General features: G+C 76.8%; 16 protein-coding genes. 15 read left to right on the top strand and 1 reads right to left on the bottom strand.

The genetic code is table 11. The annotated features are described in order from the left end of the window. The 15 genes from amrb99_RS47775 to amrb99_RS47705 form a co-directional block, all read left to right on the top strand. The coding region (locus tag amrb99_RS47775) for a type 2 lanthipeptide synthetase LanM family protein (RefSeq protein ID WP_190868745.1) at positions 1–2869 on the top strand (2869 nt) is incomplete at its 5' end. Beyond that, positions 2866–4119 (top strand): aminotransferase class I/II-fold pyridoxal phosphate-dependent enzyme, encoded by a 1254-nt coding sequence (locus tag amrb99_RS47770; RefSeq protein ID WP_190868744.1) that lies wholly within the window; start codon positions 2866–2868, stop codon positions 4117–4119. The genes amrb99_RS47775 and amrb99_RS47770, both read left to right, overlap by 4 nt. Further along, on the top strand, positions 4119–5096 hold the full coding sequence (locus tag amrb99_RS47765) for a sulfotransferase (RefSeq protein WP_190868743.1): 978 nt from the start codon (positions 4119–4121) through the stop codon (positions 5094–5096). The genes amrb99_RS47770 and amrb99_RS47765 overlap by 1 nt, the downstream gene beginning before the upstream one ends. Next, a complete protein-coding gene (locus amrb99_RS47760; protein ID WP_190868742.1) occupies positions 5096–5845 on the top strand; it encodes an SDR family oxidoreductase in 750 nt (249 codons plus the stop codon). The genes amrb99_RS47765 and amrb99_RS47760 overlap by 1 nt, the downstream gene beginning before the upstream one ends. 44 nt (positions 5846–5889) lie before the next feature. After that, the gene (locus amrb99_RS47755) at positions 5890–6534 is read left to right on the top strand and encodes a nitroreductase family protein (RefSeq protein WP_190868741.1); all 645 of its coding nucleotides are present in this window, start codon (positions 5890–5892) and stop codon (positions 6532–6534) included. A 107-nt stretch (positions 6535–6641) separates the two neighbouring features. Next, positions 6642–7820 carry a chorismate synthase gene (gene aroC, locus amrb99_RS47750; protein WP_190868740.1) on the top strand — a complete coding sequence of 393 codons (1179 nt, stop codon included), beginning with the start codon at positions 6642–6644 and terminating at the stop codon, positions 7818–7820. A gap of 16 nt (positions 7821–7836) precedes the next feature. Next, a complete protein-coding gene (locus tag amrb99_RS47745; protein WP_190868739.1) occupies positions 7837–8346 on the top strand; it encodes a shikimate kinase in 510 nt (169 codons plus the stop codon). Next, positions 8343–9416 carry a 3-dehydroquinate synthase gene (gene aroB, locus amrb99_RS47740; RefSeq protein WP_190868738.1) on the top strand — a complete coding sequence of 358 codons (1074 nt, stop codon included), beginning with the start codon at positions 8343–8345 and terminating at the stop codon, positions 9414–9416. Before amrb99_RS47745 ends, aroB begins: the two co-directional genes overlap by 4 nt. Further along, complete coding sequence (aroQ, locus tag amrb99_RS47735) at positions 9413–9865, top strand: type II 3-dehydroquinate dehydratase (protein ID WP_190868737.1); 453 nt, start codon at positions 9413–9415, stop codon at positions 9863–9865. The genes aroB and aroQ overlap by 4 nt, the downstream gene beginning before the upstream one ends. A 97-nt stretch (positions 9866–9962) precedes the next feature. After that, positions 9963–10508 (top strand): redoxin domain-containing protein, encoded by a 546-nt coding sequence (locus amrb99_RS47730; RefSeq protein WP_190868736.1) that lies wholly within the window; start codon positions 9963–9965, stop codon positions 10506–10508. 121 nt (positions 10509–10629) lie between these two features. After that, positions 10630–10833, top strand: coding sequence for a hypothetical protein (locus tag amrb99_RS47725; RefSeq protein ID WP_190868735.1), 204 nt, complete (start codon positions 10630–10632; stop codon positions 10831–10833). A gap of 148 nt (positions 10834–10981) precedes the next feature. Then, positions 10982–11524 (top strand): MauE/DoxX family redox-associated membrane protein, encoded by a 543-nt coding sequence (locus amrb99_RS47720; protein ID WP_190868734.1) that lies wholly within the window; start codon positions 10982–10984, stop codon positions 11522–11524. Positions 11525–11549: 25 nt separating this feature from the next. Continuing rightward, positions 11550–12182 carry a redoxin domain-containing protein gene (locus amrb99_RS47715; protein WP_190868733.1) on the top strand — a complete coding sequence of 211 codons (633 nt, stop codon included), beginning with the start codon at positions 11550–11552 and terminating at the stop codon, positions 12180–12182. After that, a complete protein-coding gene (locus tag amrb99_RS47710; RefSeq protein WP_347257179.1) occupies positions 12179–14167 on the top strand; it encodes an ABC transporter ATP-binding protein in 1989 nt (662 codons plus the stop codon). The genes amrb99_RS47715 and amrb99_RS47710 overlap by 4 nt, the downstream gene beginning before the upstream one ends. After that, on the top strand, positions 14164–14652 hold the full coding sequence (locus amrb99_RS47705; protein WP_190868732.1) for a S24/S26 family peptidase: 489 nt from the start codon (positions 14164–14166) through the stop codon (positions 14650–14652). The genes amrb99_RS47710 and amrb99_RS47705 overlap by 4 nt, the downstream gene beginning before the upstream one ends. Here the strand turns inward: amrb99_RS47705 and amrb99_RS47700 are convergent. Continuing rightward, positions 14649–14768, bottom strand: a 120-nt coding sequence (locus tag amrb99_RS47700; protein WP_190868731.1) for an integrase core domain-containing protein, incomplete at its 5' end; no start/stop codon positions are given. The two genes, amrb99_RS47705 and amrb99_RS47700, sit on opposite strands and share 4 nt — an antisense overlap.

Genomic DNA, 14768 nt, shown 5'->3' with positions numbered 1-14768 from the left:
GGCCCCGGCGCTCGCGGGCGTCCCCTGGCGGCGCGCCGCCCGCCCCGGCGAGCCGCGCGACACCGAGCCCGAGTGGCACCGCCGGTTCCGCACCGCGTGGGAGAGCCCGCCCCGCGCCCGGTCCGCCGAGGACCTCGGGCTGCTGGAGGCGGCCCGCCCGCTCATCGACGACGCGCGGCGCACGCTGCGCGAATGCCTGCTGTCCGACCTCGGCCCGGACCTCCCGCGCGGCCTGCCGGACCTGCTCGCCGGCGCGCCGCCGCTCGGCTGGCTCAGCATGGCCGTCCAGCCCGCCCTCACAGAGGAGCTGGCGGCGGCGTCCGCCCGCGGCCTGGACGGCGCAACGCCCCGCGACCGGTACGCGGCCTTCGTGCGCGGCCTCGCCGACCCGGTACGGGCGCTGCGGATCTGGGCGGTGTACCCCGTCCTCGCCCGGCAGGTCGTCGAGATCCTGGACGACTGGGTGTCGGCGCGGCTGGCGTTCGCCCGCGAACTGGCCGCCGACCTGCCCGCGCTCGCCGCCGCGTTCGGCGGCGCCGGCGGGCTCGGCGCCCTCACCGGCGTCGAGTTCGGCCAGGCGGAGACGCACCGCGGCGGGCGCAGCGTCGCGATCGTCCGGTTCGAGCGCGCCGCCGTCGTCCACAAGCCCCGCTCCCTCGCCGTCGACCTGTGCTTCGACCGGCTCCTCGGCTGGTTCAACGACGCCGGGGTCCCGCACCCCCTGCGCCGCTCCCGCCTGCTGGACCGCGGCGACCGCGGCTGGAGCGAGTTCATCGAGCCCGCGCCCTGCGCGCCCGGCGACCTCCCGGCGTTCTTCTGGCGGATGGGCGCGCTGCTCGCGCTGACCCACGCGGTGCACGGCTACGACCTGCACGCCGACAACGTCATCGCGGCGGGAGCGGACCCCGTCGTCATCGACCTGGAGGCGCTGTTCCACACGTCCGGGACCCAGCCGGGCGCGCGCCGGGCCCGGCTCGGCGACCCCGCCGCCGCGCGGCTGGACGCGTCCGTGCTGCGCACCGGGCTGCTGCCCGGCCCGCTCGTCATGCCGGACGTGGAGACCGAGCGGCCCTTCGGCGTCGACATCAGCCCGCTCGGCACCGTCCCCGACCGCCGCTCCCTCATCCCGACGCCGCTCGCCGACGACCCCGGCACCGACCGGATGCGGGTCCGCCTCGGCTACCGGACCGTCCCGCCGCCGGCCGGGCGGCTCCGGCTGCCCGGCGGCGGCACCGTCGACCCGCGCCCGCACCGCGACGCGCTCGTCGCCGGCTACACCGCCGCCTACCGCCGCCTCGCCTCCGCCGGGACCGGGCTCCTCGCGCCGGGCGGGCCGCTTGACGGCTGCGCCGACGTGCCCGTGCGGCTGATCCAGCTGTCGACGTTCCTCTACGTCCGGCTGCTGCTGGAGAGCTGGCGGCCGGACGAGGTCCGCGACGCCGCCGTGCGGGAGCGCGGCCTCGCCCGCCTCGACGCCGGCTGGCCCGGCGTCCCGCACCGGGACGCCCTCGTCGCCGCGGAGAAGGCGGCGCTGTGGCGCGGGGAGGTGCCCGTCTTCGAGGTCCGCCCCGGCCACCGGGACGTGCGGCTGGAGGACGGGACGCGCCTCGCGGGCGTGCTGCCCGTCCCGCCGCTGGAGGAGACCGCCGCCCGGCTCGCCGCGCTGGACGAGGACGACCTCGCCGTCCAGATCGGGATCATCGACGCGAGCCTCGCCGCGCTGCCGCCCGCCCCCGGCTCCGCACCGGACCCCGCGTCCGGCCCTGCGTCCAGCCCTGCGTCCGCGCGCGGGCCGCGCCCGTCCGGGGATCCGCTGCGCGACGCGCTCGGCATCGCCCGGCGGCTGGACGCGGCGGCCGTCCGCTCCGGCGACCGGATCGGGTGGCTCGGCGTCGAGGTCGTCGACGCCCGGACCCGCCGCGTCGCGCCCGCCGGGCTCGGCCTGTACGGCGGGCTCCCCGGCATCGGGCTGTTCCTGACCCACCTGTCGGCCGCGACCGGCGAACCGTGGGTCGAGAGCCTCGCGGAGCGCGTCGCCGACGAGGTCGCCGTGCGCCTCGCCGCCGCATCAGCGGTCCGGGGAACGGTCCCGCCGCTCGGCCCCGTCTACCACCTGGCGCACGCCGCCGCCGTGCACGGCCGCCGCGACCTCGCCGAGGCGGCCCGCGACGCGTTGCTCCCGCCGCCGTCCGGGTCGCCGCCGCCCGCACTCCCGTCCGGCGACGTCCTTGAAGGGGAGGCGGGCGCGGTCCTCAGCGCCCTCGCCCTGCACGCCGTCCTGCCCGGCGAGCAGCTCGCGGGCGTCGCGCGGGCCGCCGGCGAGCGGCTCCTCGCCCGCGACCTCACCGAACCGGGGTTCGGGTACGGCGCGTCCGGCGCGGCCGTCGCGCTGGCCAGGCTGGACGAGCTGTGCCCCGACCCGCGGTTCGCGTCCCGCGCGCGGAGCCTCGCCGCCGGAGAGCGCGCACCGGGCCGCGACCCCGGCTGGTGCCAGGGCGCGGCGGGCGTCGTGCTCGCGCGGCTGGAGCTCGCCGCCCGGTACCCGTCGGCCGCGGAGCCGCTGGAACGATCTCTCGGAGTCGCGGCGGCCGTCCTGCGGGACGCCGCCCCGCCGGACGACTCGCTCTGCCACGGCACGGCCGCCGTCGGCGAGGCGCTGGCCGCGCTGGACGGGACCGCGCCCCGCCCGCGCCGGGGCGCCTGGCGCACCGCCCTGCCGGAGCCCGCCCCCGGGCTGCTCGCCGGCCTGTCCGGCATCGGGTACGCGCTGCTGCGCCGCGCCCGTCCCGCCGAGGTCCCGCCGGTGCTCGCGCTGGCGCTGCCCGCACCTTCCGCCAGCCTCCTGTTCCCCCCAGAGGAGACGCCATGACCGTGGACGTTCAGCCGGGACCGCTCGCGATCGACGGCGCGGAACCCGTGCGCACCGACCCCTGGCCCACCTACGACAAGGGCGACGTCTTCATCGAGGAGGAGGACCTGGAGGCCGCGCTCGACGCCGTCCGCGCCCGCCTCTACTTCCGCTACGACCACCGCCCCCACGCCGAGACGCGGACCGGGCGGCTGGAGCGGGAGCTGTGCGCGTTCTTCGCCGCCCCGCACGCGCTGACCTGCGCCAGCGGCACTGCCGCGATCACCCTCGCGCTGCTCGCGCTGGACCTGCCGCCCGGCTCCCTCGTCGCCTGCCCCGCGTTCACGTTCGCCGCGACGCCGAGCGCGATCCTGCTGGCCGGGCACCGCCCGCTGCTCGTCGAGTGCGACGACGACCTGCACCTGGACGTCGCGGACCTGCGCCGCCGCCTCACCCCCGAGGTCCGCGCGATCGTCGTGGTGCACATGCGCGGGTTCGCCTCCGACATGGACGCGGTCTGCGCCGTCGCCCGCGAGCACGGCGTCCCCGTCGTCGAGGACGCGGTGCCCGCCCTCGGCGCCCGGCTCAACGGCCGCGCGCTCGGCACGTTCGGCGACGCCGGGGCGTTCAGCACCCAGTCCGACAAGTCGCTGAACACCGGCGAGGGCGGGTTCCTGCTCACCCGCGACCCCGCCGTGCACGCCCGCGCGATCGTCTACTCGGGCGCCTACGAGGGGCGGATGGCCCGGCACTTCGACGGCCCGCCCCCGGCGGTCGACGACCTCGCCTACCCCATCTACGGGCTGCGGATGGACGAGATCCGCGCGGCGCTGGCGTCCGCGCTGCTGCGGCGGCTGCCCGAACGGCTCGCCGCGCACCACCGCAACTACGACGATGTCGCCGGGCGGCTCGCGGACGTCCCCGGGATCGCGCTGCGCCGCCCCGTCGCCGACCACGCCTACCTCGGCGAGGCGCTGCTGTTCCGGCTGCCCGGCGCCGGGGCCGGCGCCACCGCCTGGACCGCCGCCGCGCTGCGGGCCGAGGGCATCGACGCCCGCGCGCTCGGCGACCCCGGCGACACCAACGTCCGCGCCTTCTGGAACTGGCGGTTCCTGTTCCCCGACCCCGCGCGCGCCCGCGCCGAGTTCCCCGTCACCGCCGCGCGCCTGGACGAGACCGTCGACATCCCCCTGTCGGCCAACCTCACCGAACGCGACCGCGACCACCTGGTGACGGCGGTGCGGAAGGTGGTCGGGGCGGGACGCCGCTGATGGTGCGCGTCCTCTACGTGACCGGCTGGTGCCGCAGCGGGACGACACTGCTCGGCAACCTGCTGGGGGAGTGCGACGGCGCCGTCCATGTCGGCGAGCTCCGCTACCTGTGGACGAACGGGGTCCTCGGGCGCGGCACCAACACGCTGTGCGGCTGCGGACTCGACGTCGCGTCGTGCCCGCTGTGGAAGGCCGTCGTCGCCCGCGTCGCCGGGGACGACCCGGAGTGGCACGCCGAACGCGCGGTCCGCCTCCAGCAGGCCGCGCTGCGCACCCGGCACACCGGCCGCCGCCTCGCCGAGGCGCGCGGCGTCCGGGCCGGGCATCCCGCCGTCGCCGCCCTCGCCGCGCTCTATACCGCGATCGCCGAGGAGTCGGGGGCCCGGCTGATCGTCGACACCGGCAAGTTCCCCGCCGAGGCCGCCGCGCTGTGCGGCGCGCCGGGCGTGGACGCCCGCGTCCTGCACGTCGTCCGCGACCCGCGCGCCACCGCCGAGTCGTGGCGGCGCGCCAAGGAGTACATCCCCGCGATGGGCGCCGCCCGCAGCACCGCGTACTGGACGGGCTTCAACCTCGCCTCCGAGCGGATCACCCGCGCGTTCCCGCGCCGCTCCCTGCGGCTGCGGTACGAGGACTTCACCGCCGATCCGCGCGGGTCCCTCGCCCGCGTCATGGCGCACGCCGGGCTGGACGGGGACCCGCCCGTCGGCGCGGACGGCCGCGCGGACCTCGGCGTCAACCACACCGTCACCGGCAACCCGGACCGGCTGCGGCGCGGCCCCGTCCGCATCCGCGAGGACGACGCGTGGACCCGCACGCAGCCGACCCCGGCCCGGCTGGTCTCCACCGCGCTCGCCCTGCCGCTGCTGGCCCGCTACCGGTACCCGCTCGTCCCCGCCCCGGCGCGCCCGCCCGCCCCGGCGCGCCCGCCGGACGGAAAGCCGTCGCGGCAGGAGCGGCAGGAGGGAGCCGTCTGATGGACCTCGGCCTCACCGGACGCGTCGCCATGGTCGCCGCCGCGACCAGCGGGCTCGGCCTCGCCACCGCCCGCGAGCTGGCCGCCGCCGGCGCCGACGTCGCGATCTGCGGCCGCGACCCCGCCCGCCTCGACCGCGCCGCCGCCGAGATCGACAAGGCCGGGCCGGGACGCGTCGTCCCCACCCCGCTCGACGTCCTCGACCACGCCGCGTCCGCCGCCTGGGTGGACGCCACGGCCGCCCTGCTCGGCGGCCCGCACGTCCTGGTCACCAACGCGGGCGGCCCGCCCGCCGGGCCCGTGCTCGGCCGGGGCCTGGACGACTTCCGCGCGGCCGTCGAGCTGTGCGTGCTCAGCCACATCGCGCTCGTGCAGGCCGCGCTGCCGCACATGCGGGAGGCGGGCCACGGCCGCGTCCTGATGATCGCCTCGGAGACGATGCGGCAGCCGACGCCCCGCTACGGCCTGTCCAGCACCGTCCGGCCCGCGCTCGCCGGATTCGCCCGGACGCTCGTCCGCGAGCTCGGCCCGGCCGGCATCACCGTCAACGTCCTCGCGCCCGGCTACCACCGGACGCCCGCCGTCGCGGCGATGCCCGACCTCGACGAGGTCGCCGCGTCCATCCCCCTCGGCCGCCTCGGCCGCCCGTCCGACTTCGGCGCCGTCGCCGCGTTCCTCGCGGGCGAGCAGGCCGGTTTCATCACCGGGACCACCCTCGTCGTCGACGGCGGCCTCGGCCAGGGCATCTGACCCGTCATCCCCAGAAGGAACACCGTCATCCCGAAAGGAACCAGGTGGACTTCGACGACGTGCTCGCCAACCGCCGGATGGTGCGCCACTACCTCCCCGACCCGGTGCCGCCCGAGACGGTCGACCGGATCGCCGCCGTCGTCCGCAGGGCGCCGAGCGCGGGGTTCAGCCAGGGCCACCGCCTCCTCGTCGTCACCGACCCCGCCACCCGCGCGCGCATCGCCGAGCTGGCCGAGGAGTCCTACTACACCGACCGCGGCGCCCCGCCGTGGCTGTCGGTCGCGCCCGTCCTGATGGTGCTCGGCATCTGCGAGGACGACTACCACGCCCGCTACACCAAGCCCGACAAGCTCGTCGACGGCGAGGAGATGGAGTGGCCCGCCCCCTACTGGTGGGTGGACGCCGGAGCCCTCCTGACGCTCATCCAGCTGACCGCGATCAACGAGGGGCTCGCCACCGGCTTCGCGACCGTCCGCGCCAAGGAGGAGCTCGCCGCCTACCTCGGCATGCCCCCCGAGATCGCCGTCGTCGGCGTCATCACCGTCGGCCGCGCCCACCCGGACGCGCTGGCCCCCGCCGACCGCGCGCGGCTGCGCGGCCTGCGCAAGCCGTTCGGCGACCTCGTCCGCCACGAGTCGTGGAAGGACGGCGCCCCACCGCCGGCCCCCCGGCCCGCCGCGTCCACCTGACGGTCCCCGCCGCCCCGCCCGCCACCGGCCCGCCTCTCGGATGGCGGACCCTCTCAGATGGTGGACGCGGTCACGCGCGGGTGCGCGGAGTCAATAGGATCGTCGGCATGCTGCGCTGGTTGACCGCGGGGGAGTCCCATGGCCCGGCCCTGACCGCGATCGTGGAGGGGCTGCCGGCCGGCGTGCGCGTGACCTCGGGGGACATCGCCGAGGAACTGCGCCGCCGGCGGCTCGGGCACGGGCGGGGCGCCCGGATGAAGTTCGAGCAGGACCAGGTGACGATCCTCGGCGGCGTCCGGCACGGGGTCACCCTCGGCGGACCCGTCGCGATCCAGGTCGGCAACACCGAGTGGCCCAAGTGGGAGACGGTCATGTCGGCCGACCCCGTCGACGCCGACGTCCTCGCCGCGCAGGCCCGGAACGCGCCGCTGTCCCAGCCGCGCCCCGGCCACGCCGACCTGGTCGGCATCCAGAAGTACGGCTTCGACGACGCCCGCCCCGTCCTGGAGCGGGCGAGCGCCCGGGAGACCGCGGCGCGCGTCGCGCTCGGCACCGTCGCCAAGGCGTTCCTCAAGCAGGCCCTCGGCGTGGACGTGCTCAGCCACGTGATCGCGCTCGGCGAGGTCCAGGCGCCCGACGGGGTGCTGCCCGGCCCCGACGACCTCGCCGCCGTCGACGAGAGCCCGGTGCGCTGCTTCGACGCCGGGACGTCCGCCGCGATGGTCGCCCACATCGACGAGACCAAGCGGGCCGGCGACACCCTCGGCGGCGTCGTGGAGGTGCTCGCCTACGGCCTCCCGCCGGGCCTCGGCAGCCACGTCCACTGGGACCGGCGCCTCGACTCGCGGCTCGCCGGCATCCTCATGGGCATCCAGGCGATCAAGGGCGTCGAGCTCGGCGACGGGTTCACCACCGCGCGCCGCCCCGGCTCCCGCGCGCACGACGAGATCGACAACACCCCCGACGGGATCCGCCGCCGCACCAACCGGGCCGGCGGCGTCGAGGGCGGCATGACCACCGGCGAGGTGCTGCGGGTGCGCGCCGCGATGAAGCCGATCTCCACCGTCCCGCGCCGGCTCGACACCGTCGACGTGCGGACCGGCGAGCCCGCCAAGGCCATCAACCAGCGCAGCGACGTCACCGCGGTGCCCGCCGCGGGCGTCGTCGCCGAGGCGATGGTCGCGCTGGTGCTCGCGGACGCGGCGCTGGAGAAGTTCGGCGGCGACTCGGCCGAGGAGACCGCCCGCAACCTGCGGGGATACCTGTCCTCGCTCACCATCAAGTGAAGTGGACCCGCGGACTATGACGCGACCGAAGGCCGTCCTGATCGGGCCGCCGGGATCGGGCAAGACCACCGTCGGCACCGCCCTCGCCGAGCGGCTCGGCGTCCCGCTGCGCGACACCGACGCCGACGCCGAGGCGGCCGCCGGCAAGCCGATCGGCGAGATCTTCATCGACGACGGCGAGGACCGGTTCCGCGAGCTGGAGCGCGCCGCCGTCGCGGCGGCCCTCGCCGAGCACGAGGGCGTCGTCGCGCTCGGCGGCGGCGCCGTCCTCGCCGCCGAGACCCAGGAGCTGCTCGCCGGGCACACCGTCGTCTACCTGCGGGTCGGGCTGTCGGAGGCGATCAAGCGGGTCGGGCTCGCGTCCGCGCGCCCGCTCCTCGTGCTGAACCCGCGCAGCCAGATGCGCAAGCTCCTGGAGGAGCGGCTCCCCGTCTACGAGCGGCTCGGCACCGTGCACGTCGACACCGACGGGCGCGAGCCCGCCGACATCGTCGAGGAGATCGTCAAGGCGCTGGAGGCGGCATGACCTCGGCGCGGGTCCGCGTCGGCGGCGCCGACCCCTACGACGTCGTGATCGGCACCGGCGTCCTCGCCGAACTGCCCGCGATTGTCGGCGACCGCGCCCGCACCGTCGCCGTGGTGCACGCCGAGGGGCTCCCCGAGATCGCGCGCCCGGTCTGCGGCGCCCTGGAGGAGGCCGGGTACGCGGTGCGCGCGCTGCCCGTCCCGGACGGCGAGGCCGCCAAGGAGGTCGGCGTCCTCGCCGGCCTCTGGTCGGCGTTCGCGCGGGCCGGGATGACCCGCACGGACGCCGTCGTCGGCGTCGGCGGCGGCGCCACCACCGACCTCGCCGGGTTCGCGGCGGCGTCGTGGCTGCGCGGGGTCCGGTCCGTCCTCGTCCCGACGACGCTGCTCGGCATGGTGGACGCGGCGGTCGGCGGCAAGACCGGCATCAACGTCCCCGAGGGCAAGAACCTCGTCGGCGCCTTCCACCCGCCCGCCGGCGTCCTGTGCGACCTCGCCACCCTCGTCACGATGCCGCACGAGGACTACATCAGCGGCCTCGCCGAGATCATCAAGGCCGGGTTCATCGCCGACCCGGTGATCCTCGACCTCGTCGAGGCCGACCCGGAGGGCGCCGCGTCCCCCACCGGCCCGCACACCCGCGAGCTGGTCGAGCGCGCGATCCGGGTCAAGGCGGACGTCGTCTCCGCCGACCTCAAGGAGAGCGGCCTGCGCGAGATCCTCAACTACGGGCACACGCTCGCGCACGCCATCGAGAAGGCCGAGGACTACAAGTTCAGGCACGGCCACGCCGTCGCCATCGGCATGGTGTACGCCGCCGAGCTCGCCCGCCTCGCCGGCCGGCTGCCCGCCGACGTCGTCCGGCGGCACCGCGACGTGCTCACCTCCGTCGGCCTGCCCGTCTCCTACGCCGCCGACTGGGACGGGCTTCGCGCCACCATGACCATCGACAAGAAGTCGCGCGGCGCCACCCTCCGGTTCGTCGTCCTGGACGGCCTCGCCGAGCCCGGCCGCCTGGAGGGCCCCGACGAGGACCTCCTCGCCGCCGCCTACAGGGAGGTCTCACGATGACGCGTGTGCTGGTGCTGAACGGGCCGAACCTCGGGCGGCTCGGCAGCCGCGAGCCCGACGTGTACGGCTCGACGACGTTCGCCGACCTCGCCGCGCTGTGCCGCGACACCGGCCGCCGCCTCGACCTCAGCGTGGACGTCCGGCAGACCGACGACGAGGCCGAGCTGATCCGCTGGGCGCACGAGGCCGCCGACGAGCGCCTCCCGGTCGTGCTCAACCCGGCCGCGTTCACCCACTACTCCTACGGGCTGCGCGACGCCCTGGCGCAGCGCACGGCGCCGCTCATCGAGGTGCACATCAGCAACCCGGCGGCCCGCGAGGAGTTCCGCCACACCTCCGTCGTCGCGGGCGTCGCCACCGGGACCATCGCCGGCTTCGGGATGATGTCGTACGTCCTCGCCCTGCAGGCCGTCGCGGAACTCCTCGCCGAATCCCCGCCTGATTCCTGACAAGATCCGCCAATTGCTCCGTGATCACCGGTCGGTGATCATGTACGCGTGGCCGCGGCCCACCCGTTCCCGACGGTTCTGGGAGAGGACGCATGTCGTGAATCTCGCTGTAGGTGCGCTCGTCCTCGCCGGCGTCGTCGGCGCGGTGAACCTCTCGATCCTCCTGGTCGTCCTGCGCCGGTGGCGGGCCCTGGAGGCCGCCGGCGGACTCCCCGCCGCCGGGACCTTCACCGACGTCCGGATGATCGACCGGATCCCCCGCTTCTCGGCCCGCGCCGTCGACGGCACCGCCGTCACGGAGCGGACGCTGCTCGGCACGGAGACCCTGGTCGGGTTCTTCTCGCTGACCTGCCGGGCCTGCGTCGACGCCGTGCCGGTCTTCGCCGGGCACGCCGAGCGGCTGCGGGCCTCCGGCGGGACGTCCCTGGCGATCGTCCACGGGGACGGCGCCGCCGGCAGCGAGCTGGCCGCGATGCTCGGCGACGCGATGGACATCGTGATCGCCGAAGGCGCGGAGGCCGAGCTGTCGCGGCGCTACGGAGCCAAGCACTACCCGACCTACGCCTGGTACGACCGCAACGGAATGGTCACCTCGGCGGGCGTGGGCGTCGCCGCCCTGCGGACCGAACTCGTCGCCCCCTAGCCCCCGGCAAGCCGACCGCACCCCCCATGCCCCACGGGCTCAGCCCGCCGTGTCCGACCCCTGACCCGGCGGCGGCCGCCCGTGCGCGGAATCAGTCCCCCCACCACCCCAAGGAGGAACCATGCTCCAGAGCGTGACCCGGCGCGTCACCCGCGCCGTCGAGGCCCTGCTCCCCACGGCCACCGCGGACGCCGGCTGCCCGCCGGACTCGTGGATGGAGTACAAGATCATGGGCGGTGTCTGCTTCGGCCGCACCTGCTCGACGAGCGGCGACTGCAAGACGCACTGCGGCGCCTGGTACAGCTACAGCATGAACTACTGCTGATGCCCCGCCGGAACGCGTGACACCCGCCTGAAGCCGCGCGGCCGCACCCTCGCCGGGGCGGCCGCGCGGTCCGGGCGCCCTTGGACGCGCGGACCGCCGCACCATGAGCGGCCGCGCGCGCTCGCGCACCACTTCCCCGGGAGCATCCGTGCTGTACGTATCGTTCGCCTGCCGCCTCACCCTCGTGGCGGTGATGACGCTGGCGGCGGTGGCCAAGCTGCGCTCGCCGGGCGCGTTCGCCGCCTCCCTCGGCGACTTCGGCTTCGTCCCGGCGCCGCTGCGCCGCCCGCTGTCCGTGCTCGTCCCGGCAGCCGAGCTGCTCATCGCGCTGCTGCTCGCCGTGCCCGCCACCGTCACCGCCGGCTTCGCCGCCGCGGCGCTGTTCTGCTGCGGGCTGACGGCCGTCTCCGTCGCCGTCGTCGCCCGCGGGAAGCGGGTGACCTGCGCCTGCTTCGGCGCCGGCAGCGAGCCCATGGGCGGCTGGCACATCGCGCGCAACGCGGTGCTGCTGGCGGCGGCGTGCCTGGGCGCGGTCGTCGCGCTGTCGCGGGGCGGCGGCGTCCCCGGCGACGTGCCGGGGATCGCGCTGGCCGTGTCCTCGGCGGCCCTGCTCACCACATTGACCGTCTTCGTCGACGACATCGCCGCGCTCTTCCGGTCCCCGGTCGCCGCCGGGGGCCACGGCCGGTGAGGCGCCGGAGCCGGAAAGGACATCCGTGGATTACCTCGTCGCAGGGCTCGTCCTGGTCGTGGCGCTCACCGCGCTGAACGTCGCGCTGACCGCGGCCGTGCTGCGCCGCTGGCGCGCCCGCCTGAGCATGCCGCCGGCCGGCCGCCACCACGGTCCGGGCGCGTCCGGCGGGGCCCCGGACCTGGGCATCGCGCCGGGGGACCGGATGCCCGCGTTCACCGCGGCCACGGCCGCCGGCACCACGGTCACCACGGACGGGCTGGCCGGGCGCCCGGCGCTGCTCGCCTTCCTGTCGCTGGACTGCCCGGGCTGCGACGACAGCGTGCCGGAGTTCGCCGAGCACGCCCGCCGGGTGCGGGACGCGGGAGGCCGCGTCCTCGCCACGGTGGTCGGGATCGACGCGGCCGGCAGCGACCTGGCCGCCCGGCTCGCCGGCGTCGCGGACCACGTGGTGCCCGAGCCCCTCGACGCGCCCGTCGGCACCGCCTTCGGCGTCCGCTTCTACCCCGGGTTCGCGCACTACGGCCCGGACGGCGTCGCCACCGCCGCGAGCGTCGGCCTGGAAGGGCTCCGCGAGGCCGCCCCGGCCCCGGCCGCCGGGAGCGCGGTCCCGGCCGCCGGGAGCGCGGCCCCGGCCGCCGGGACCGCGGCGCCGTGAGCGACGGTGGAGGCGGCGGGGAGGGCGCGACGGAGCCGCGCGCCTCCGTCGCCCGCGCGATGAAGGAGGCGTACGCGCTCGCCTGGCGGGCCTGCCCCGGCATGCTGCTCCTCCAGCTCGCCATGGCGGTGCTCGACGGGACGGCGCCGGTCGCCACCGCCTGGCTGACCAAGGTCGCGCTCGACGAGCTCACCGCCGCCCGCCCCCGCCCCGGGGCGCTGCTGTGGGTCGCGGCCGGGATCGGGGCGCTGGGCATCGTGATGGCCTCGTCCTCGGCCGTCGCCGCGTACGCGCAGGGACGCGCCCGGCGCGCCGTCGGCCTGCTCTCGCAGGACCGGCTGTTCGGCGCGGTCAACCGGATGAACGGGCTGGCGCGCCTGGAGGAGCCGCGGTTCCACGACCGGCTGCGGCTGGCCCAGCAGTCCGCCGAGAACGCCCCTGACCAGCTCGTCCAGATGGGCCTGACGACCCTGCGCGGCTCCCTGGGCGTCACCGGGTTCCTGGGCACGCTGATCGCGATCAACCCGGTCATGGCGGGCGCCGCGCTCGCCGCCGCCGTGCCCGCGATGGTCGCCCATCTGGCGCTCGGCCGGCGCCGGGCGGGGCTGCTGTGGCGGATCAGCCCCGGCCTGCGGCGCAAGCTCTTCTACCAGATGCTGCTGACCGACCTGCAGGCCGCCAAGGAGGTGCGCCTGTTCGGCCTGGGCGGGTTCCTGCACGGCCGGATGCTCACCGAGCTGCGCGCCGCCAACGATGCCGAGGACCGGCTGGAGCGGGGCGTCGTGCGCGTCCAGGTCCTCCTCGCCGCCCTCGGGGCGCTGCTGGCCGCCGCGGGCCTGCTCTGGGCCGTGCACGCCGCCGCCCAGAAGACGATCAGCGTCGGCGACGTGTCGGTCTTCATCGGCGCCCTCGCCGGGCTCCAGTCAGGGCTCGGCGCGCTGGTGCAGGGCATCGCGATGGGGCACCAGTCCGCCCTGGTCTTCCACCACTACCTGACGGTGGTCGGGACCGGGGACGACCTCGCCGCGCCCGCCCGGCACCGCCGCCTCGCCCCGCTGGCCCACGCCATCGAACTGCGCGACGTCTGGTTCCGCTACAGCGAGGACGCGCCGTGGGTGCTGCGCGGCCTGGACCTGACCATCCCGCACGGCACCAGCCTGGCCGTGGTCGGGCTCAACGGCGCAGGCAAGAGCACGCTCGTCAAGCTGCTCTGCCGGTTCTACGACCCCCAGCGCGGCGCCGTCCTGTGGGACGGGGTGGACGTCCGGGACGTCCCCGTCGAGGAGCTGCGCCGCCGGATCGGTGCGGTGTTCCAGGACTACATGGACTACGACCTCACCGCCGCCGAGAACATCGGCCTCGGCGACCTCGACGCGATCGACGACCCGGAGCGGATCCGCGCCGCCGCCGAGCGCGCGGGCGTCCACGAGACCGTCGAGCGGCTGCCGGCCGGCTACGCGACGATGCTGAGCCGGCTGTTCCACGCCGGCGACGAGGAGGAAGGCGGCGACGGGGAGGCCGCCCGGGCGAACGGCGTCCACCTCTCGGGCGGGCAGTGGCAGCGCCTCGCGCTCGCGCGCGGGCTGATGCGCCGGGGCCGCGACCTGATGATCCTCGACGAGCCCAGCTCCGGCCTCGACGCCGAGGCCGAGGCGGCGGTGCACGACCGGCTGCGGGAGCTGCGCGCGGGCTCCACCAGCGTCCTGGTCTCGCACCGGCTGAGCGCCGTCCGCCGCGCGGACCGGATCGTCGTCGTGCAGGACGGCCGGATCCTGGAGAGCGGAGACCACGCCTCCCTCATCGCGTCCCCGGACGGGGTCTACGCCAAGCTCTTCGGCCGGCAGGCGGAGGGCTACCGGGAGGACCCGGCGCCCGCGCCCGGCGACGGCGGCCCGCTGCCCGGCGAGGGCGTGGCGGCACCGGGCGGGAGCGGGGCCGCGACGGGTGAGAGCGGGGCGGCGCCGACCACGGTGACCGCCGGATGAGCCAGGCCGCGGGCCGGGCCGTCGCCGCCTCGGCCCTGGCCGCCGGGGCGGCGGCCGGGGCCGTGCTGGCGGCCCGGCTGCTGCTGTCCACCGTCACCGTCCGGGGCGGCAGCATGACCCCGACCCTGGACCACGGCGACGTGCTGCTGGTGCTGCGCCACCGCCGCCGGGCCCGGCCCGGCCGGATCGTGGTCGTCCAGCGGCCCGACCGGCGCACGGGGTGGGACGGGCCGTCCGACCCGTCCGGGGCCGGCGGGTGGTACGTCAAGCGGGTCGTCGCGGCGGCCGGCGACCCGGTGCCCGCCTGGGTGCCGGGGGACGGGACCGGCCGCGTCCCGCCGGGCATGCTGGTGCTGCGCGGCGACCACCCCCGCTCGGAGGACTCCAAGCAGTGGGGTCCGTGCCCGGCGGACCGGATGTACGGGGTGGTGCTGATGCGGCTGCGCGGCGGAGGCGGGCGGACCGCCGCCCGCCCGGCGCGCTAGTTGTTCTGTCCCGTGAGGTTGGGGACGCGGCTGGCGGGTGGTTGGCCGCCGAGTGCGGTGTGGCCGCGGTGGTGATTGTAGGTGTGCAGCCATTGCGGGAGTGCTCGGCGGCGTTC

This window comes from Actinomadura sp. RB99 (assembly GCF_014706005.1).
Lineage (GTDB): Bacteria > Actinomycetota > Actinomycetes > Streptosporangiales > Streptosporangiaceae > Spirillospora.
Note: the sequence above shows the minus strand (reverse complement) of the source record. Positions and strands in the feature narration are given on the sequence as shown.

Bases quoted from the DNA above. Each gene is read 5' to 3' on its own strand.
- amrb99_RS47770 (WP_190868744.1), top strand. From the start codon at position 2,866: ATGACCGTGGACGTTCAGCCGGGACCGCTCGCGATCGACGGCGCGGAA.
- amrb99_RS47725 (WP_190868735.1), top strand. From the start codon at position 10,630: ATGCTCCAGAGCGTGACCCGGCGCGTCACCCGCGCCGTCGAGGCCCTG.
- aroB (WP_190868738.1), top strand. From the start codon at position 8,343: ATGACCTCGGCGCGGGTCCGCGTCGGCGGCGCCGACCCCTACGACGTC.
- amrb99_RS47760 (WP_190868742.1), top strand. From the start codon at position 5,096: ATGGACCTCGGCCTCACCGGACGCGTCGCCATGGTCGCCGCCGCGACC.
- amrb99_RS47705 (WP_190868732.1), top strand. From the start codon at position 14,164: ATGAGCCAGGCCGCGGGCCGGGCCGTCGCCGCCTCGGCCCTGGCCGCC.
- aroC (WP_190868740.1), top strand. From the start codon at position 6,642: ATGCTGCGCTGGTTGACCGCGGGGGAGTCCCATGGCCCGGCCCTGACC.
- amrb99_RS47765 (WP_190868743.1), top strand. From the start codon at position 4,119: ATGGTGCGCGTCCTCTACGTGACCGGCTGGTGCCGCAGCGGGACGACA.
- aroQ (WP_190868737.1), top strand. From the start codon at position 9,413: ATGACGCGTGTGCTGGTGCTGAACGGGCCGAACCTCGGGCGGCTCGGC.
- amrb99_RS47745 (WP_190868739.1), top strand. From the start codon at position 7,837: ATGACGCGACCGAAGGCCGTCCTGATCGGGCCGCCGGGATCGGGCAAG.